General features: G+C 67.8%; 15 protein-coding genes and 1 pseudogene. 10 read left to right on the forward strand and 6 right to left on the reverse strand.

The genetic code is table 11. The features are described 5' to 3' along the window. The first annotated feature begins 4 nt into the window (after positions 1-4). Positions 5-316, forward strand: a complete 312-nt coding sequence (locus tag BRO63_RS03110; RefSeq protein ID WP_088138621.1) for a non-heme iron oxygenase ferredoxin subunit — start codon at positions 5-7, stop codon at positions 314-316. Between the two features lie 16 nt (positions 317-332). Here BRO63_RS03110 and BRO63_RS03115 read toward each other — a convergent pair whose 3' ends face one another. From BRO63_RS03115 to BRO63_RS03130, 4 genes and pseudogenes are all read right to left on the reverse strand, one after another. Next, entirely contained in the window at positions 333-1,163 is an 831-nt protein-coding gene (locus BRO63_RS03115) for a tRNA threonylcarbamoyladenosine dehydratase (RefSeq protein ID WP_088138484.1), read from the reverse strand. 770 nt (positions 1,164-1,933) lie between these two features. Next, positions 1,934-3,358, reverse strand: coding sequence for an efflux transporter outer membrane subunit (locus BRO63_RS03120; RefSeq protein ID WP_088138485.1), 1,425 nt, complete (start codon positions 3,356-3,358; stop codon positions 1,934-1,936). Between the two features lie 5 nt (positions 3,359-3,363). Next, positions 3,364-5,322: a MacB family efflux pump subunit gene (locus BRO63_RS03125; RefSeq protein ID WP_088138622.1), complete on the reverse strand. Its 1,959-nt coding sequence runs from the start codon at positions 5,320-5,322 to the stop codon at positions 3,364-3,366. Position 5,323: 1 nt separating this feature from the next. Continuing rightward, positions 5,324-6,508: pseudogene (locus tag BRO63_RS03130) on the reverse strand (efflux RND transporter periplasmic adaptor subunit). 490 nt (positions 6,509-6,998) lie between these two features. Between BRO63_RS03130 and BRO63_RS03135 the strand changes: the two are divergent. The 6 genes from BRO63_RS03135 to purU all read left to right on the forward strand — a co-directional run bounded on the left by BRO63_RS03135 (position 6,999) and on the right by purU (position 12,128). Then, positions 6,999-8,126 carry an MFS transporter gene (locus tag BRO63_RS03135; protein WP_256942810.1) on the forward strand — a complete coding sequence of 376 codons (1,128 nt, stop codon included), beginning with the start codon at positions 6,999-7,001 and terminating at the stop codon, positions 8,124-8,126. Between the two features lie 2 nt (positions 8,127-8,128). Next, positions 8,129-8,791, forward strand: a complete 663-nt coding sequence (locus BRO63_RS03140; protein WP_373557761.1) for a gamma-glutamylcyclotransferase — start codon at positions 8,129-8,131, stop codon at positions 8,789-8,791. Between the two features lie 105 nt (positions 8,792-8,896). Continuing rightward, positions 8,897-9,526: a pyridoxamine 5'-phosphate oxidase gene (pdxH, locus tag BRO63_RS03145; protein WP_088138487.1), complete on the forward strand. Its 630-nt coding sequence runs from the start codon at positions 8,897-8,899 to the stop codon at positions 9,524-9,526. A 39-nt stretch (positions 9,527-9,565) separates the two neighbouring features. Next, a complete protein-coding gene (locus BRO63_RS03150) occupies positions 9,566-10,090 on the forward strand; it encodes a flavin reductase family protein (protein WP_088138488.1) in 525 nt (174 codons plus the stop codon). Beyond that, positions 10,087-11,196 (forward strand): NAD(P)/FAD-dependent oxidoreductase, encoded by a 1,110-nt coding sequence (locus BRO63_RS03155; protein WP_088138489.1) that lies wholly within the window; start codon positions 10,087-10,089, stop codon positions 11,194-11,196. Before BRO63_RS03150 ends, BRO63_RS03155 begins: the two co-directional genes overlap by 4 nt. Positions 11,197-11,273: 77 nt before the next feature. Beyond that, entirely contained in the window at positions 11,274-12,128 is an 855-nt protein-coding gene (gene purU / locus BRO63_RS03160; RefSeq protein ID WP_088138490.1) for a formyltetrahydrofolate deformylase, read from the forward strand. Between the two features lie 35 nt (positions 12,129-12,163). On the opposite strand, the gene BRO63_RS03165 is transcribed toward purU, so the two are convergent. Together BRO63_RS03165 and BRO63_RS03170 are read right to left on the reverse strand one after the other, a co-directional pair. Then, the gene (locus BRO63_RS03165; protein ID WP_088138491.1) at positions 12,164-13,831 is read right to left on the reverse strand and encodes a SulP family inorganic anion transporter; all 1,668 of its coding nucleotides are present in this window, start codon (positions 13,829-13,831) and stop codon (positions 12,164-12,166) included. Between the two features lie 236 nt (positions 13,832-14,067). Continuing rightward, on the reverse strand, positions 14,068-14,988 hold the full coding sequence (locus tag BRO63_RS03170) for a LysR family transcriptional regulator (RefSeq protein ID WP_088138492.1): 921 nt from the start codon (positions 14,986-14,988) through the stop codon (positions 14,068-14,070). Between the two features lie 125 nt (positions 14,989-15,113). Between BRO63_RS03170 and BRO63_RS03175 the strand changes: the two genes are divergently transcribed. The 3 genes from BRO63_RS03175 to BRO63_RS03185 are packed head-to-tail and all read left to right on the forward strand — an operon-like array spanning position 15,114 to position 18,984. After that, complete coding sequence (locus BRO63_RS03175; protein WP_088138493.1) at positions 15,114-16,814, forward strand: acyl-CoA dehydrogenase family protein; 1,701 nt, start codon at positions 15,114-15,116, stop codon at positions 16,812-16,814. Between the two features lie 47 nt (positions 16,815-16,861). Beyond that, complete coding sequence (locus BRO63_RS03180) at positions 16,862-17,845, forward strand: Bug family tripartite tricarboxylate transporter substrate binding protein (protein ID WP_088138494.1); 984 nt, start codon at positions 16,862-16,864, stop codon at positions 17,843-17,845. 11 nt (positions 17,846-17,856) lie between these two features. Continuing rightward, complete coding sequence (locus BRO63_RS03185) at positions 17,857-18,984, forward strand: CaiB/BaiF CoA transferase family protein (RefSeq protein ID WP_088138495.1); 1,128 nt, start codon at positions 17,857-17,859, stop codon at positions 18,982-18,984. Positions 18,985-18,992 lie beyond the last annotated feature (8 nt).

Genomic DNA, 18,992 nt, shown 5'->3' on the forward strand with positions numbered 1-18,992 from the left:
AACCATGAGCACGCAATGGATCAAGGCCATCGCGCGGGACGAAGTGCCTGAAGACGACGTCATCGCCGTGCAGGCCGGCGGCCGCGAGATCGCGCTGTATGGCGTGGAGGGCGAGGTCTACGCCACCGCCAACCTCTGTACGCACGGCAATGCGCGGCTGTGCGACGGCTTTCTAGAGGGGCATGAGATCGAATGCCCGTTGCATCAGGGGCGCTTCGACGTGCGCGACGGGCGCGCGCTCTGTTCGCCGCTGCGCGAGAACATTGCCACGTATCCGGTCAGGATCGAGGACGGGGTGGTGTTCGTGGCCCTGTAGGGCCGTTCGTGTTCGTTCAGATTGCCAGACGCAGGGCTGCGTTGGCCGCCGCCATGCCCATGGCGGCCGTGACGGTCACGACCGAGCCATAGCCGGCGCAGGACAGGCCTTGCGGCGCCAGGACTTCTCCTGAGGCCCCCATGTCGTCCTCGCCTTCGGTGGGGCGGGTCCAGGCGTCGGGCAGGATGGCGGGCTGGTCGAACCACAGGGCGTGGATGCCCATTTTTGGCACGCGCTTCAAGGCCTTGCCGTTCTGGTCGGAAGCCCGCGGAAAGCCGTGTTCGCGGCGCAGCTTGTTGCGCAGCTTGGACAGCAGCGCATCGTTGACCGCGGCCGACAGGTCGCCGGCGCGCAGGGCCAGCGGATCGGTCTTGCCGCCGGCGCCGCCGCACAACAGCATGGGCACGCCGATTTCGCGCGCATGCAGGATCATCGCGATCTTGGCCGCGGCCTGGTCGGTGCAGTCGATGATGACGGAGTACGGGCCGGGCAGGACCTCGGCGACGTTCTCGGGCGAAACGAAGTCATCCACCCGCGTCAGCCGGCATTCCGGATTGATCGCCAGCACGCGTTCGGCCATGGCATCGACCTTGGACTGGCCGAGCGTCTCGGTCAGCGCGTGGATCTGGCGGTTGACGTTGGATTCGGCGATGTGGTCCAGGTCGATGAGCGTCAACGCGCCTACCCCGCAACGCGCCAGGGCTTCGACGGTCCAGGAACCTACGCCGCCCAGGCCTGCTATTGCCACGTGGGCGTTACGCAGGCGGGTCGGGGCTTCGGGGCCGTAGAGGCGGGAAAGGCTGCCGAAGCGGCGGTCGAGGTCGGCTTGGGGTTCTGGGGTGTTCATGGGGGCGTATTTTATTGCAGGCGGATGGTCGGGTTCTTAAGACGCCTGGCACGGCGGCGCCCGGGATGGCGCGGGGCAACGATTGCGGTCCGGAGCCTTCGCTCCGGACTTCCCCTTCGTCATCCTCGTCACCGCCTGCGGCGGTTCCTTCGGATTCCCTCGGGCTTATCGACGCCCCGCGCCACCCCGGGCGCCGCCGCGCCAGGCTCCGCTTTTGAATCTTGCCGGCCGCTGGGGCGGGTGGTGTGCTTGGCATTCTTCTCCCCGGTTGGGGAGAGAAAAAGATCTTGCAGGGACGCCAAAGACGGCCGCGCGGGCGGCCTTCTTTGGCATATGGGCATTGTTAGTTGTACGGATGACGCTGCGCGCTGGTGCCGGCACGCATTCATATGCAGTTCGTCGATCAACGCCGCTTCCTGTTCGCGCACAGCTCATCATCAGCGCGCAGCGCCATCACCAACCGCAAGACGCCGCGTAAGCCCCAAGAGGCCGCCCGGGCGGCCGGCCTGGGGCGGGCACCGCAAGACCTTCGCCCACCCCCAACGTCCGCGAGAACACTACGAAGTCCAGTCGCCCCAGCTGACGCCAAGTTTCAAAAGCGGAGCCTGGCGCGTCGGGGGCCTGCGATGCGCGGGGCGTCGATAAGCCCGAGGGAATCGGAAGGGAAGGCCGAAGGCCTGGACGACGATGACGAAGGGGAAGTCCGGAGCGAACGCTCCGGACCGCAATCGTTGCCCCGCGCATTGCAGGCCCCCGACGCGCCAGGCGCCTTAAGAACCCACTGCAACGCCAGCAGCCACGTCAACAACATCATCCCCACCAAGCGCCTGATAAACCGTCACCTGATTCACCAACCGATTCAACATATTCTCATCCCAGGAAACCTCAGCCACCCGCCGCTTCTCCTGTGCATCGAGCCAGTCCTTCAACGGCACGGCCCCCGCCCGATAGCGCACTTCGTACAGCCGCTCGGCCTCGCGCGCCGCGCGCAGAGAGGCATCCAGCTGCTCCGCCTGCAAGCGCAGTTGCGTGCGCTTGGACAGGGCGTTCTCCACGTCCGCCATCGCCTGGTACAGCGCCTGCCGGAAATTCACCACGCGCTCTTCGTAGTCCGCCTTGGAGATCTTGATGTTGAGCTGCATCTGGTTCCACTGCAGGAACGGCAGCGTCAGCGCCGCGCCCAGCGAACCCACCGGGTTCTTCAGCACATCGGATAGCGTGGGACTCGAACTGCCCAAGGCGCCGGTCAGCGTCAGCGGCGGATAGAAGCTGGCGCGGGTCGCGTCGACCGTGGACAGGGACTGGCGCAGGCGCAGTTCGGCGGCGCGCAGGTCGGGACGGCGGCCCAGCAGGTCGGCCGGCACGCCGGCGCGGGCTTGCGGCAAGGGATAGCCCGGCAGCCGCGCGGGGTCGGCCATCATGCGGTCCGGCGGGCCGTCGAACAGGATGGCCAGGGCGTTGGCGTATTCCACGCGCTGCTGCACCAGCAGCGTGTAAGCGGCTTCCTGGCTGGCCACGGTCTGCTCGGCCTCGGCCATCTCCAGCGCCGAGGCGCCGCCCGCCGCGTACTGCGCCCGCACCAGGTCCTGCGTCTTGCGCGCGTAGGCGATGCTCTCGGCGCTGCTGGCGAGGCGCTGGTTGATGAAGGCGGTCTGCCAGTACAGCGTGGCCGTGGTGCCCACCAGGGACAGCGCTGCGCTCTGGCGGTCCTGCTCGGTCGCCAGCGCATCCCATTGCGCCGCGTCGCGCTGGCTGGACAGCTTGCCCCACAGGTCCACTTCGTAGCTGACGGTCAGTTGCGCCGCATTGGTCCGGGAGATGGCCCGATCGCCGTAAAGATTGCGGTTGCGCGTCACATTGGCGTTGCCGCCCAGTTGCGGCAGCAGCTTGTCCTCGGTGATTCCGGCCTGGTACTGGGCCCGGCGCACGCGGATTGCGGCCGCGGCCAGGTTGTTGTTGCGCGCCAGCGCGGCGTCGACCAGGCCGTTGAGCGTCGGGTCGTTGAAATTGCGCCACCACTCGCCGCCATCGGCCAGCGGCCCGGCCTGGAGGTCGCCGCCAGGCGCATGGGTCCAGGCCGCGGGGACGGACGTCAGCGGCCGCTCGTAGTCGGTATGCAGCAGGCTGCCGCAGCCGGCCAGGGCCAGCAGCAGCGCCAGGGCGCCGGGTTTGCAGATCAGGGAAACCGCTTTCATCTTCCTCATTCCCGGGCCAGGGCCTCGACGGGATCCAGGCGCGCCGCATTGCGCGCCGGCAAATAGCCAAAAAGCACGCCGATCAAGGTCGAGCAGCTGAACGCCGCCACCATCGATGCCGTGGAATAGATCATCTGGAACGAACCGCGCGTGGCCTTGGACACCAGCACGCCCAGCCCCAGGGACAGGACGATGCCGATTGCGCCGCCTATCAGGCACACCAGCACCGCTTCGATCAGGAATTGCTGCATGATGTCGCTGCGCCGCGCGCCCACGGCCATGCGCACGCCGATCTCGCGGGTGCGCTCGGTCACCGACACCAGCATGATGTTCATGACGCCGATGCCGCCCACCATCAGCGAGATCAGCGCGATCATGGACACCAGCAGCGTCATGGTGGCGGTGGTGCGTTCGATGGTCTTGCGGATCGCGTCCGTGTTGAACACGAAGAAATCCTTGGTCACGTGGCGCCGCGTCAGCACGCGCACGATGGCCTGTTCGGCCGCGGCGGGCGGCGTGGCGTCATTGACGCGCACCGTGATGCTCTTCAGATGCTGCTGCCCCAGCACGCGCGACAGCGCCGTGGTGTAGGGGACCCACACGTTCAGCGTGTCGTTGCTGCCGAATACGGTGTCCTTCTTCTGCGTCACCCCGATCACGCGCGCGGGCATGGATCCCAGGAACACCACCTGCCCGATGGGTTCGGTATGCGAACCAAACAGCTTGCGCCGGGTGGCGTCGTCGATCACGACTTCCTGCGCGCGCCGCGTCACGCTGGTGTCGTCGAAGAACTTGCCCTGCGCCAGCTTGATGGCGCGCACGCGGAAATACTGCTCGCCCACGCCCTGGATCGTGCCGGTCACCGACACGTTGCGAAAGCGCAGCGTGTTGTTGGTGGAGACCTCCGGCGTGACGCTGTCCACGTAGGATTCTCGCGCCAGCGCGTCCGCGTCGGCCGGCACCAGGGTGCGGATATTGACGGCCTTCTCGTCGCCGAAGTCCTTGCCGGGGAAGATCTCCACCGTGTTGGTGCCGATTTCGCTGATGTCGTCCAGGATCTTGCGGCGCGAGCCCTCGCCCAGCGCCACCACCGACACCACGGCCGCGATGCCGATGATGATGCCCAGCATCGTCAGCGCGGTGCGCAGCCGGTGCGCGTTCATGGCCAGCAGCGCCATGCGCAAAGCCTCGCGGCAACGGTCCAGGTAAGCCTGCCAGACGGGCCGCGCGGCCAGCGCCGGCGCGTCTTCCTTGATGCGCTCGGTACGCGGCGCATCGGGATTGCGCTTGTCGGCGACGATCTCGCCGTCGCTGATCTCGATGATGCGCTGGGCATGGCGGGCCACGTTCATATCGTGCGTGACGATGATGATGGTGTGGCCAGCCGCGTTCAGCTCTTCCAGGATGCGCAGCACTTCCTGGCCGGTGTGCGTGTCCAGCGCGCCGGTTGGTTCGTCGGCCAGGATGATGTCGCCGCCGTTCATCAATGCGCGCGCGATGCTGACGCGCTGCTGTTGGCCGCCGGACAACTGGCCGGGCCGGTGCCCGGTCCTGTCGCCCAGGCCCAGCCGCCGCAGCAACTCTGCGGCGCGCGCCAGGCGCGCTTCGCGCCGCTTGCCGGCATAGACGGCCGGCACCTCGACGTTGCCCTGCGCGGTCAGGTCGGACAGCAAGTGATAGCGCTGGAAGATGAAGCCGAAGTGCTCGCGGCGCAGCTCGGCCAGTTCGTCCGGGTCCAGCTCGCCCGTGCTGCGCCCGTCGACCCGGTACTCGCCGCGGGTCGGACGGTCCAGGCAGCCCAGGATGTTCATGAGCGTGGACTTGCCCGACCCGGACGCGCCCACGATCGCCACCATCTCGCCGGCCTCGATGGCCAGGTTGATGTCCTTCAGGACCGCGATGGTCTGCTCGCCCGCTGGAAACTCGCGGCGCACGCCCGTAAGCGATATCAGAGGCCCGCTCATGTCAGGCTCCCGGCGCGACGGCCGGCGCGGCATCCGCCGACACGACGCGCTCGCCCACCTCCAACCCCTCCAGCACCTGCGCCTGGACGTTGTTGTTCATGCCTATCCTGACCTGGCGCGTTTCGGTCTTGTTGTCCTTCAGGACCACGCGCACGGCGTAGCGGCCGTCCTCGCCGCGCTTGCCGAGCGCCGAGGCCGGCACCACCACCGTGTCCTTGGCCTCGCCCAGCACGATGAAGACCTGGGCGGTCATGGAGATGCGCAGCTTCTCGTCCGGGTTGGGCACGTCGAACAGGCCGTTGTAGTAGACGGCGGCGGTGGTGGAGCTGCCGCTGGCCGATCCGGTCAGGGAAGACGCGGCGTCGTCCTTCTGCACCGAATCCGGCGCCGGCTCCACCGCGCGCAACTGGGCGCGGTAGCGCTCGTCGGGCTCGCCCAGGATGGTGAAGTACACCGGCAGGCCCGGCTTCACGCGGGTGACGTCGGCCTCCGAGATCTGCGCCTTGATGGTCATGGTGTCGACCTGGGCCACCTTGATGATGGTGGGCGCGCTCTGGATCGAGTTGACGGTCTGGCCTTCCTTGGTGACCACCGCGACCACCATGCCGTCGATGGGCGAGACGATGCGGGTTTAGCCCAGGTTGACGCGGGCGGTGTCGACCTGGATCTCGGCCTGCGCGATCTGCGCGTCCAGCGAGGCGATCTCGGCCCGGGTCACGCCCAGCGTGGCCTCGGCGGTCTCATAGGCTTCGCGCGAGCTGGCGTCGGCCGCCAGCATCTGCCGCTGGCGGCGGAAGGCGAGTTCTGCCTGCTTCAGCGTGGCGACCTTGGCGGCCCGCTCGGCGCGACGGGTCTGCAGGGCGGCTTCGGCGTTGCGCAGCTCGTTCTGCTGGGTCATGTCGTCGATCTCGGCCACCAGTTGGCCCTTCTTGACGCGGTCGCCCAGCGCCACCTTCAGGGATTTCAGCTGGCCGGTGGCCTGCGCGCCCACGCTGACGCGCTCGATGGCGTCGATGGTGCCGCTGGCCAGCACGCTGTCTTCCAGATTGGCGCGGGTGACCTCGGCCACGGCGAACGTGGGCGGCGGCGGCGCGGAGAAGAACGCGGCGCGCACGCCGAACACGGCCAACAGGAGCAAAACGGCGATCAGGGAGTAGCGCTTGAACTTGCTGCGGGACTTTTTCATTGAACCTGCCGGATGTAGCGCCGGTTATCGGGCCGGCGCCGGTATTGCGAATTGCGGACCGGGCAAGCGACCTTGCCCACGATGCCTGCTCATCCTAAACGTGTCGTCCGCCGGAACGATCGACGATCTGTGGCGAAACAGTGAAAAACAGTAAAGCGGGGCGGAACGTCAAGGTCCGCGTGATTGTTCCGTTGCATGAACGATACAACGCTTTGTCCGTCACTCTCGAAAGCCCTTGCCCGCAGATGCGGCGAACGTGCCGCCATCTTGCGCCATAAGCATGCGAGTTCGCCCCTAGATAGCCGCCATCATGCGATTGGCGCCAATATGCGTTTGCGGCGCTGCAAAACAGCCGCGCCTCGACATAGGGCGACGATATGGCCAGAATGAACGCAGTTAAGCCGTATCCGTGTCCACTCCTCATAGATCCCCCTCTTCGTCACCCAGTTCCCCAGAGTTTTCCGGGGCGGTGCTTTTGTGCCTGCTGGCCATGATGAATCACGTGGCGCTCACTGGGGGACGGATCACCGTCTCGCTCACGGCGCTGCAGATGGGACTGTCGACCTTCAAGGTGGGCACGCTGGTCGCGGTGTTCGCAGTGCTGCCCATGCTGTTCTCGGTGCGCGCCGGCCGCTGGGTCGACAGGGTCGGCATCGTGCGGCCCCTGGTCATCGGCACGTCGCTGGTCGCTTGCGGCACCGCGCTGCCCTTCATCTCGCAAACCCAGTTCGCCCTGCTGGTTGCATCCTGTTGCATCGGCATCGGCTTCATGTTGCATCAGGTCGCCACGCAGGACCTGCTGGGCCACGCGGAACCGGCTCAGCGGCTGCGCAATTTCTCCTTTATGTCCTTGGCGCTGGCGGGGTCCGGATTCTCGGGTCCGCTGATCGCCGGGCTGGCGATCGACCATCTGGGCACGCGCCTGGCCTTCGGCCTGCTGACCTTGGGCCCGCTGCTTTCTGCGGGCGGGCTTTATGCCTTGCGTCACCAATTGAAGGCGGTAGATTCGCAGCTGTCAGGCAAAAAAGAGGCTGAAAAGCGGCGCGTTACTGAATTGCTGGAAGTGCCTGCATTGCGCCGCATCTTGATGGTCAACACGATTTTGTCCGGGGCGTGGGACACCCATTTGTTCGTCGTGCCCATTTTCGGCGTCGCCATCGGCCTGTCGGCAACCACGATCGGCATCATTCTTGCGTCCTTCGCGGCGGCTACTTTCGTTATCCGCCTGATATTGCCCTTCATTCAGCGCCGCGTGCGGTCCTGGACGCTGGTGCGCGTTGCGATGGCGACAGCCGCCATCGATTTCATGCTTTATCCGCTGTTCACCGACGTTAACGTCCTGATCGTACTGTCTTTCATCCTCGGCCTGGCCCTGGGGTGCTGCCAGCCGAGCATGCTCTCCCTGCTGCACCAGCATTCGCCGCCGGGCCGCGCCGCCGAGGCCGTGGGCCTGCGGATGGCCTTGATCAACGGCTCGCAGGTGTCCCTGCCGTTGACCTTCGGCGCGCTCGGTGCGGTAATTGGGGTTGCCCCCCTCTTTTGGGCTTATTCCGTGGCCCTGATGGCCGGAGGCTGGGCCAACCGCAATCCCCCGATCGAATCCGAACGCAAAGCGTAGCCGTGAACATGCAGTCCTCTCCTCCCGCCGCCGGCAACTCCGGCGCCAGCCTGCCCTTTCGCCTCTGGACTCCGCAAGAGCGGCAGGAATCGCTGGAAGAGGCCCTGCGCCACTGGCAATCGGGCGAGGACGTGTGGGTGTACGGCTATGGCTCGCTGATCTGGCGGCCCGACTTCGACTTCGTCGAACGCCGGCTGGCGACCCTGCGCGGCCACCACCGGGCGCTGTGCCTGTGGTCGCGGGTCAACCGCGGCACCCCGGAATGTCCGGGCCTGGTGTTCGGCCTGGACCGGGGCGGTTCCTGCCGGGGGGTGGTCTACCGCCTGGCGGGCGGCCAGGTGCCGACCTATTTCCCCGCGCTCTGGGAGCGCGAGATGTCCACCGGCGCCTATCTGCCCCGCTGGATCAACTGCGCCACCGATACCGGCACCGTGCGGGCGCTGGTCTTCATCATGAACCGGGACAACCCGGCCTACATCCGCGCCCTGCCCGAGCCCGAGCTGCTGGCCATTGTGCGCCGGGCTGCCGGCCGCTACGGCCCCTGCACCGACTACGTGGTGCAGACCGCCCAGGCGCTGCGCGCCGCCGGCATCCATGACGCCCGCCTGGACGCCATCGCGCGCCGGCTGGAGCTGGACGGACACACCCTGCCGGAAGGCGCCTGAGGCCGCGCCTCGGAAAATCTTGCCTGCGCCCTGAGCGGGGTCAATAAGGGTACCGCCTCCCAAGCGGTATAAACTCCTTGTTATCAACGCTGAACTACTCGCCCCATGTCCGTCTCTGATCTGCGTCAAAGCTACGACAAGAACGTGCTGCTTGAAGGCCAGGCCGCGGCCTCCCCGTTCGAGCAATTCACCCGCTGGTTCGACGAGGCCCTGGCCGCCAAGGTCCCCGAACCCAACGCCATGACCCTGGCCACGGTGGACGCCAGCGGCCAGCCCAGCGCGCGCATCGTCCTGATCAAGGGCTTTGACGAGCGCGGGTTCACGTTCTTCACCAATTACGAATCCCGCAAGGGCCTGGACCTGCAGGCCGAGCCGCGCGCCAGCCTGCTGTTCTTCTGGCAGCCGCTGGAGCGCCAGGTCCGCATCGAAGGCGTGGTCGAGAAAGTGGCCGGCGACGAGTCGGATGCCTACTACCACAGCCGGCCCGCCGGTTCGCGCATCGGCGCCTGGGCCTCGCGCCAGAGCCAGCCCATCACCCGTGACGAGCTGGAAGCCCGCGAACAGGAATTCCGCGAGCGCTTCGGCGAACAGCCGCCGCGCCCGCCGCACTGGGGCGGCTACCGCCTGAAGCCCACCGCCTTCGAATTCTGGCAAGGCCGGCCTTCGCGCCTGCATGACCGCCTGCGCTATGTCGCCGACGGGCAGGCCTGGAAGATCGAACGCCTGTCGCCTTGATGCCGGGCGCCTCGCGCCCGCCCCCCAATTAACGATTGCATGACCGCCTCCTCCCCTGATTTTGACGCCGCCTTTTTCCGCACCGCGCTGGGCCGTTACGCCACGGGCGTAACGGTCGTGACGACCGCCGACCCCGATGGCGCGCCCATCGGCCTGACGGTCAGCTCCTTCAACTCCGTGTCGCTGAACCCGCCACTGGTGCTGTGGAGCCTGTCGCGCAGCTCGTCGTCGCTGGCCGCCTTCGAGCAATGCGAGCGCTACGTCGTCAACGTGCTGGGTTCGGAGCAGATCGCGCTGGCGCGCCGTTTCGCCACCGGCAAGACGCCGGACCGCTACGCCGGCCTGACGGTGCACCACGCGCCGGGCGGCACGCCCATGCTGGACGGCCATTGCGCCGCCTGGTTCGAATGCCACAACCGCAGCCGCTACGTCGAAGGCGACCATGTCATCATGGTGGGCGAAGTGGAGCGCTGCGGCCATAGCGGCGAGCCGCCGCTGGTGTTCCATGCCGGCGGTTTCGACCTGACCCCGGCCGGCGCCCGTTCGGAAAGGAAAGCACCATGAGCGTGGATGTGGATTGCGTCGTCATCGGCGCGGGCGTGGTCGGCCTCGCGATCGCGCGGGCGCTGGCCCAGTCGGGGCGCGAAGTGCTGGTGGCTGAAGCCACCGAGGCCATCGGCACCGGCACCAGCTCGCGCAATTCCGAGGTCATACACGCCGGCATCTATTATCCGGCGGGCAGCCTCAAGGCCCGCCTCTGCGTGCGCGGCAAGCACCTGCTTTATTCCTATTGCGCCGAGCGCGGCGTGCCCTACAAGCGGCTGGGCAAGCTCATCGTCGCCACCACGACGGAACAGGCCGCGCAACTGGAGGGCATTGCCCAGCGCGCCCGGGCCAATGGCGTGGACGACCTGCAGTTCATCTCCGGCGAAGACGCCATGCGCCTGGAGCCGGCGCTGCGCTGCACCGCCGCGCTATCCTCGCCCTCCACCGGCATCGTCGACAGCCATGCGCTGATGCTGTCATTCCAGGGCGATGCCGAAAACGCGGGCGCCCAGTGCGTCTTCCATACGCCGCTGGCCTCGGCCCGCGTCCGTCCCGAGGGCGGCTTCGAGCTGCAGTTCGGCGGCGACGAGGGCATGGCCCTGAGCTGTAACGTGCTGATCAATTCGGCTGGCCTGCAAGCGCCCGCGCTGGCGCGCCGCATCGAGGGCCTGCCCGCGTCCAGCATTCCCCAGGACTACCTGTGCAAGGGCAGCTATTTCACGCTGTCCGGCCGCGCGCCGTTCTCGCGCCTGATCTACCCCGTGCCGCAGCATGCCGGCCTGGGCGTGCACCTGACGCTGGACCTGGGCGGCCAGGCCAAGTTCGGCCCCGACACCGAATGGGTCGAAACCGAGGACTACACGCTGGACCCGGCCCGCGCCGAGGTCTTCTACGAAGCCGTGCGCAGCTATTGGCCGGCCCTGCCCGATGACGCCCTGGCGCCCGGCTACACCGGCATCCGTCCCAAGATTTCCGGCCCCCATGAACCCGCCGCCGATTTCGTCATCGCCGGCCCGGCCGCGCATGGCGTGCCCGGCCTGGTGAACCTGTTCGGCATAGAATCCCCCGGGTTGACCTCCAGCCTGGCCCTGGCCGAAGAGACGCTGGCCCGTCTGAACGGATGATCTCCACGCCGCGCATGCCGCGTGGCGCCATCAATAAATACCGTCACCTTTTCTCCTTTTTCTCCTCTCCCTGAACCATGCAGCACAACGACTACATCCTGACCCTGTCCTGCCCCGACCGCACGGGCATCGTGTACCGCGTCAGCGGCCTGTTGTTCGACTTGGGCTGCAACATCCTGGATTCGCAGCAGTTCGGCGATGAAGAGACCGGCCGCTTCTTCCTGCGCGTGCACTTCGACGTGCCGGCGGGCGTGGCCGCCAGCGACCTGCGGGCGCGGCTGGACGGCATGTCCGCCGAGTACGGCATGGAGCTGAAGCTGCATGACGCGCGCCGCAAGGAACGCCTGCTGATCATGGTCAGCAAGCAGGGCCACTGCCTGAACGACCTGCTGTTCCGCGTGCACAGCGGCCATCTACACGCCGAAGTGGCCGCCATCGTGTCGAACCACAACGACTACGCCAGCCTGGCCGCGTCCTACGGCATCCCGTTCCACTACCTGCCGGTCACGGCCGACACCAAGGCGGAACAGGAACAGCAGGTGCTGGCCCTGGTCGACCAGGAAGGCATCGACCTGGTGGTGCTGGCCCGCTACATGCAGATCCTGTCGGAAGACATGTGCCGCGCGCTGAACGGCCGCGCCATCAACATCCACCACAGCTTCCTGCCCAGCTTCAAGGGCGCCCGTCCCTACCACCAGGCGCATGCGCGCGGCGTCAAGATCATCGGCGCCACCGCCCACTACGTGACCTCGGACCTGGACGAAGGCCCCATCATCGACCAGGACATCGAGCGCGTGGACCACACGATGACGGCCCAGGACCTGACCCAGGTCGGCAGCGACATCGAGTCCCTGGTGCTGTCGCGCGCCGTGCGCAGCCACGTCGAGCACCGCATCCTGCTCAACCGCAACAAGACCGTCGTCTTCCGCTAGAAGGAAGATGGGGGCCGCCCTGGGCCCCCAGCCGTCTAGCCGCCCTCGGCCGCCAGCGCCAGGGCGGCGGCCGTGGCGCTCGCCACGTCGGGCCGCAGATGGCCCTGCAGCCGGTGGTACAGGCCGATGCGGCGCACGATGTCCCGCGGCTGGCCCATCAGGCCCGAGACGATCAGCGCCACGCCTCGCGTCTCGCACGCCTTGCTCAGGGCTTCGAGCGCCTCGGCGCCGGTCGAATCCACGTAGATCACGTTCTTCAGGTCCAGCACCAGCGCCCGGGCCGGCAGGCGGTCTTCCAGCGACTCCACCAGCTTGGTGGCGCCGAAGAAGACCGTGCCGTACAGGCGCCAGACCTCGATCCTGCCATCCATGCCGGCCAGCAAGGGCTGCTCCGCAGCCGTGATGCGCTCGGCGCGCGACAGGCTGGAGATGCGGTAGATGAAGGTCAGGCAGGCGGCAAAGATGCCGAACTCGACCGCGACCGTCAGATCGAAGACCACCGTCAGCAGGAACACCGACACCAGCGTGATCCGGTACGGCAGCCGGTAGCTCTTGAGCCGCGCGAACTCGCGCCATTCGCCCATGTTCCAGGCCACGAACATCAGGATGGCCGCCAGGGTGGCCAGCGGTATCGAGGCCGCCAGGGGCGCTGCCGCCAGCATCACCACCAGCAGCACCAGCGCGTGCACCATGCCCGCGACGGGGCTGGTGGCGCCGCTTTTCACATTGGTCACGGTGCGCGCAATGGTGCCCGTGGCCGGCATGCCGCCGAAGAATGGCGTGACGAAGTTGGCGACGCCCTGAGCCATCAGCTCCTGGTTGGGGTCATGCCGGTCGCCTATCATGCCGTCGGCCACCCGCGCGCACAGCAGCGACTCGATGGCGCCCAGCGCCGCCAGCGTGATGGTGGGCATGAGCAGGAAGCGGGCCGATTCCCAACTGAACGCAGGCAGCGTGAAATCCGGCAGCGCCGCCGGTATGCCGCCGAAGCGGCTGCCTATGGTTTCCACCGGCAAGCCGAACACGGCGACCGCCGCGGTCGCCAGCACCAGCGCGATGATCGAGCCCGGCACGCGGGCCAGCCTGGCCGCCCGCTGGCCACCCCATTTGGGCAGCCAGCGCTGCCAGCCCACGATCACCGCCAGCGACAGCAGCGCGACGCCGGCGGCCCAGGGATTCAGCGACGACAGATGGCTGCCCAGCGCGCCCAGGATGCCGAAGAAGTCGCCCGGCATCTTGGGAATCGCCAGGCCCAGGAAATCCTTGACCTGCGACAACGCGATCAGCACCGCGATGCCGTTGGTGAAGCCGATGATCACCGCCACCGGAATGAAGCGCACCAGCGTGCCCAGCCTGAGCAGCCCCATCACGAACAGCAGTACGCCCGACAGCGCCGTGGCGATGATCAGATTGGCCACGCCGTACTGCTGCACGATGTCGTAGACGATGACGATGAAGGCGCCCGCCGGCCCGCCGATCTGCACCCGGCTGCCGCCGAGCAGAGCGATCAGGAAGCCCGCGATGATGGAAGTGAACAGCCCGGCCTCGGGCTTGAGGCCCGACCCGATGGCGAAGGCCATGGCCAGCGGCAGCGCAACCACGGCCACGGTGAGGCCCGCGCCCAGGTCCTGGGCCAGGCGGACACGGTCGTAACCGCGCAACGCGTCGAAAAGACGCGGACGAAACGAAAAAGGAATTTCCACGTAAGACTCCGGAGAAGTGCAACCGAAACACCCTGCAGTGGGGTTCAGTACTTCGCCGGAGGGCCGCAATGGCGCAGCCTGGTGATGAAACGCCTGCGGCGCGTGAGCGGCAGGACTAGACGGTAGGACATGGCTAAAACCCGGAATTCGCGTTCGTATGCAAACGGTTCCCTCCCTGGCCGCCGGACTGACGGCGCGGGGATACCGCTAACGATAAGCCTTCGGGCAGGTTCTGCCTACCCGGATGGCGGATTTCGCGAGGTTTCCGGGGACTCCCAGCCATGCCGCGCCGCCATTTCCACCGCTTTTTCCTGCAGCGGCGTACGCTCGGCCTCGCGCCAGATCATCTGGCTGACCGAGCGGGCCGCGTGCTCGAAGGCGATGAAACGCGTCCCCGCCAGCCCGCTGCGCGACAGGCAGGCCGGCACGATGGACACGCCCAGCCCCTGCGACACCAGCGACGCCACGCTCAACCAATGCCGGACCTCGTGCCGGATCACAGGCATGAAGCCCGCGGCCACGCACATGGAGAGCACCGTCTCGTAATAGCTGGGCGAAGCGGCCCGGGCGAAGAAGACGAAATCATCCGCCGCCAGCTCCGCCAGCCGCAGCGAGTCGCGGCCGGCCAGTGGATGCGCCTGCGGCAGGCACACCACGAAAGGCTCGGCCATCAGGTCGCGCGCCAGCACGCCGTTGGGCACCGGATTGGCGTGGATGAAGCCCAGATCCTGCTCGCCGCGGCGCACGGCCTCGATCTGGTCGTGCGAGTTCAGTTCGGTCAGCACGTGTTCCACGTCCGGCAGCTCGGCGCGCATGGCGCTGAGCAGCGCCGGCAGGCCGCGGTACAGCATGGAGCCCACGAAGCCGATGCGCAGCCGCCCGCGCAGGCCCGCATCCACCCGCTGCACCAGCGTACGCACCTCTTCCGCCTGGCGCAGCAGCGTCAGGGCTTCGCGGTACAGCACCTGGCCGGCGTCGGTCAGTTCGACGTGGCGGCTGGTGCGCGTCAGCAGGCGCGCGCCGACGTTGTCCTCCAGCTGCCGGATGGCGTAGCTGAGCGGCGGCTGGGAAATGTGCAGCCGCGTGGCCGCGCGGCTGAAATGGCGCTCTTCGGCCACGGCGATGAAATAGCGCAACAGGCGCGGATCCAGGTCCATCTGTCTCCCCTGGGACTGCAATCCATACTTTTTTTGGATTGTTCTACACACAAACAGTATTTGTATAGATTAATCCATGCAAGCACCATCACAGGCATCGTTCCCGTCTTCAGCAGGATGCCGCCATGGATACCCCCGTCAAGACCGCGCCCCCCGCCGCCACCCCCGTTCCGGATTCGCGCGGGCAGAACCTGTTCAGCGCGGACCCCTATGCCGAGGCGCTGAGCCGGCGCTACCTGCCGCCCGCGCTGCACGTCCACCTGCTGCCCCACCTGGAGCGCCTGGGCGCGCTGGCGGGCGGCGTCATGGACGAACTGGCCGCCACCGCCGACAAGCACCCGCCGACGCTGTCCGTGCGCAGCCGCGCCGGCACCGACGAATCGCGCATCGACAAGCATCCGGCCTATGTCGAACTGGAGCGCCTGGCCTACAGCGAATTCGGCCTGGCCGCCCTGTCGCACCGGGGCGGCGTGCTGGGCTGGCCCGAGCCCATGCCCGCGGCCGCCAAGTACGCGCTCAGCCATCTGTTCGTGCAGGCGGAGTTCGGGCTGTGCTGCCCGGTCAGCATGACGGACTCGCTGGCGCGCACGCTGCGCAAGTTTGGCGACCCGGCACTGGTCGAGCGGGTGCTGCCCGAGGTGACCTCGCAGGATTTCGACGCGCTGCGCCAGGGCGCCATGTTCATGACCGAACAGGGCGCGGGCTCGGACGTCAGCGCCACCGAAGTCACCGCCACCGCGCAGGATGACGGCACCTGGCTCATCCACGGCGACAAATGGTTCTGCTCCAATCCGGACGCGGGCTACGCCATGGTGCTGGCGCGCAGCGAATCGCAGCCCGGCCTGAAGGGCGTATCGCTGTTCCTGCTGCCGCGCGACCTGGCCGACGGCACGCACAACCACTACCGCATCCTGCGCCTGAAGGACAAGCTGGGCACGCGCTCCATGGCCAGCGGCGAAATCCGCCTGGAAGGCGCGGTGGCCTGGCTGGTGGGCGAGCGCGGCCGCGGCTTCAAGCACATGGCCGACATGATCAACAACTCGCGCCTGTCCAACGGCATGCGCGCCGCCGGCCTGATGCGCCGCGCCGTGACCGAGGCGGTCTATGTCTCGCAGCACCGCCACGCCTTCGGCAAACGCCTGATCGACATGCCGCTGATGCAGCGCCAGCTGGTCAAGATGACGGTCTGGGCCGAACAGGCCCGCAGCGTGATGTTCCAGACCGCGCGCGCGCTGGCCGGCGCGGACCAGGGCGCGGCCGATCCGGCGCTGGCGCGCATCCTCACGCCGCTGATCAAGTTCCGCGCCTGCCGCGATGCGCGCAAGGTGACCGGAGACGCCATGGAAGTACGCGGCGGCTGCGGCTATATCGAGGAATGGACCGAACCGCGGCTGGTGCGCGACGCCCACCTGGGTTCCATCTGGGAAGGCACCAGCAACATCGTGGCGCTGGACGTGCTGCGCGCCATCACGCGGGAAAACTCGCTGCCGGCGCTGCGCAGCCATATCGACGGCCTGCTGGCCGCGGGCCGCCCCTGCCCGCCCGAACTGGCCGAGATGCAGGCGCGCGCGCTGGAACAGACCTATGCGCTGGCCGAACACGCCGCGCAGGCCGACCGCCCCGAACTGGCGCGCCAGGCGGCCTCGCTGCTGTACCACGCGGTATCCATGGCCGCCCTGCGCTGGGAAGCCACCGAACCCGGCCTGGAAAGCCGCGCGCTACTGGCCGACCAGGTGCTGCAGCATCGCCTGGGTCCGCGCGATCCCTATGCCATCCCGGCCGACGAAAGCGCGGCGTGCCGGGCCATCCTGCAGTACGCGCTGTAAGCACCGACGCCGGCGGCACAGCCGGCGCGCAACCACTGGAGACAAGCATGAACCGAACCCTCGCCCCCTTGCTGCTGGCGGCCGCCACGGCCATCGCCCCCGCCGCGCCCGCGCTGGCCGCGGACGCCTATCCCTCGGCCCGGCCCGTGACGCTGATCGTGCCCTTCCCGCCCGGCGGTCCCACCGACGCCCTGGCGCGCAGGCTGGCCGACAAGCTGCGGCAGCCGCTGAACCAGAACGTCATCGTCGAAAACCGCGCCGGCGCCGGCGGCAACATCGGTTCGGAATACGTGGCGACGGCCAAGCCCGACGGCTACACCCTGCTGTTCGGCACTTCCGGTCCGCTGGCGATCAACGTCAGCCTGTACAAGAAGCAGGGCTACGACCCCGAGACCAGCTTCGCGCCCATCATCCGGATCGGCCACCTGCCCAATATCCTGGTGGTCAACCCGTCGGTGCCCGCCAGCAATGCGCAGGAACTCATCGCCTACGCCAAGAAGAATCCGGACAAACTGAGCTACGCCTCGTCGGGCAACGGCGCCTCGTCGCACCTGGCCGGCATCCTCTTCAACAACATGGCCGGCACCCAGATCATGCACATCCCCTACAAGGGCACGGGTCCGGCGCTCAACGACCTGCTGGGCGGGCAGGTGTCGATGTCGTTCACCGACATCCTCACCGCGCTGCCCTACATCAAGGCGGGCAAGCTGCGCGCCATCGGCCTGGCCAGCGCCCAGCGCTCGGATGCGCTGCCTGACCTGGCCACGCTCTCCGAGCAGGGACTCAAGGGTTATGACGTCAGCGTGTTCTTCGGCATCGTCGCGCCCAAGGGCACGCCGGCCGATGTGGTGGACACGCTGAACCGCGCCTTCAAGACCGCGCTGTCCGATCCCGAGGTCGCGCAGACGCTGCGCAGCCAAGGCATCGTCGAAGCCCGGGACCAGACGCCGCAGGGCCTGGCGACCTTCATCTCGGCCGAAGTGCCTAAATGGCGCGACCTCATCAAGAGCGCCCACGTTTCCATCGACTGAACGGACCCCACATGGCTGCAACCCTGCCCAACGCCGGCGCGCTCGCCGGCTGCAAAGTGATAGACCTGTCGCGCGTGCTGGGCGGCCCCTATTGCACGCAGATCCTGGCCGACCACGGCGCCGACGTGCTGAAGATCGAGCCTCCCGGCGGCGACGAGACGCGCGGCTGGGGGCCGCCCTTCCTGGGCGATACGGCGTCCTACTTCATCGGCGTCAACCGCAACAAGGACGGCATGACGCTGGACCTGTCGCAGGCGGCGGGGCAGGAACTGCTGCGCCATCTGCTGGCCGATGCCGACGTGCTGGTGGAGAACTTCAAGCCCGGCACACTGGAAAAATGGGGCTTGGGCTACGACGCGCTGAGCCGCGACTTCCCCGCGCTGATCCATTGCCGGGTCAGCGGCTTCGGCGCGGACGGCCCGCTGGGCGGCCTGCCCGGCTACGACGCCTGCGCCCAGGCCATGTGCGGCCTGATGAGCGTGAACGGCGACGCGGACGGCGAAGCCACCCGCGTCGGCCTGCCGGTGGTGGACATGGTGACCGGCCTGAACGCGGCCGTGGCCATCCTGCTGGCGCTCAATGAGCGTACCCGCAGCGGCCTGGGACAATTCCTGGACATCACGCTGTACGACTGCGCCCTGTCGCTGCTGCATCCGCACGCGCCCAACTACTTCTACAGCGGCAAGGTGCCCGCGCGCAGCGGCAACGCGCACCCGAACATCGCGCCCTACGAAACGCTGCCCACCGCCAGCGGCCCGATCTTCCTGGCGGTCGGCAACAATCGCCAGTTCGCGCAACTGGCGCAGACGCTGGACGCGCCGGCGCTGGCCGAGGACACGCGTTACGCCACCAACGCCGACCGCCTGCGCAACCGCCAGGCCTTGCGCGACGACCTGGCCGCGCTGCTGGCGGGCCATGAGGCCGCCGCGCTGGCCGACCGCCTGCTGCGCCGAGGCGTGCCCGCGGCCGCCGTACAGAGCGTGGACCAGGCGCTGGCGCATCCGCACACCCGTCATCGCGGCATGGTGCTGGAGCAGGGCGACTACCGTGGAGTGGGCTCGCCGATCAAGCTGTCGCGCACCCCCGCGACGCTGCGCAAGCTGCCTCCGGATCTGCGTTCCGCCGACACCGGCAAGTAGCCCTGCGC

Source organism: Achromobacter xylosoxidans (genome assembly GCF_002192695.1).
GTDB lineage: Bacteria > Pseudomonadota > Gammaproteobacteria > Burkholderiales > Burkholderiaceae_B > Achromobacter > Achromobacter xylosoxidans_C.

What these genes read in the sequence shown, in the direction of transcription:
- BRO63_RS03110 (WP_088138621.1), top strand. Translation starts at nt 5, where the DNA reads ATGAGCACGCAATGGATCAAGGCCATCGCGCGGGACGAAGTGCCTGAA.
- BRO63_RS03115 (WP_088138484.1), bottom strand. Translation starts at nt 1,163, where the DNA reads ATGAACACCCCAGAACCCCAAGCCGACCTCGACCGCCGCTTCGGCAGC.
- BRO63_RS03120 (WP_088138485.1), bottom strand. Translation starts at nt 3,358, where the DNA reads ATGAAAGCGGTTTCCCTGATCTGCAAACCCGGCGCCCTGGCGCTGCTG.
- BRO63_RS03125 (WP_088138622.1), bottom strand. Translation starts at nt 5,322, where the DNA reads ATGAGCGGGCCTCTGATATCGCTTACGGGCGTGCGCCGCGAGTTTCCA.
- BRO63_RS03135 (WP_256942810.1), top strand. Translation starts at nt 6,999, where the DNA reads ATGATGAATCACGTGGCGCTCACTGGGGGACGGATCACCGTCTCGCTC.
- pdxH (WP_088138487.1), top strand. Translation starts at nt 8,897, where the DNA reads ATGTCCGTCTCTGATCTGCGTCAAAGCTACGACAAGAACGTGCTGCTT.
- BRO63_RS03150 (WP_088138488.1), top strand. Translation starts at nt 9,566, where the DNA reads ATGACCGCCTCCTCCCCTGATTTTGACGCCGCCTTTTTCCGCACCGCG.
- BRO63_RS03155 (WP_088138489.1), top strand. Translation starts at nt 10,087, where the DNA reads ATGAGCGTGGATGTGGATTGCGTCGTCATCGGCGCGGGCGTGGTCGGC.
- purU (WP_088138490.1), top strand. Translation starts at nt 11,274, where the DNA reads ATGCAGCACAACGACTACATCCTGACCCTGTCCTGCCCCGACCGCACG.
- BRO63_RS03170 (WP_088138492.1), bottom strand. Translation starts at nt 14,988, where the DNA reads ATGGACCTGGATCCGCGCCTGTTGCGCTATTTCATCGCCGTGGCCGAA.
- BRO63_RS03175 (WP_088138493.1), top strand. Translation starts at nt 15,114, where the DNA reads ATGGATACCCCCGTCAAGACCGCGCCCCCCGCCGCCACCCCCGTTCCG.
- BRO63_RS03180 (WP_088138494.1), top strand. Translation starts at nt 16,862, where the DNA reads ATGAACCGAACCCTCGCCCCCTTGCTGCTGGCGGCCGCCACGGCCATC.
- BRO63_RS03185 (WP_088138495.1), top strand. Translation starts at nt 17,857, where the DNA reads ATGGCTGCAACCCTGCCCAACGCCGGCGCGCTCGCCGGCTGCAAAGTG.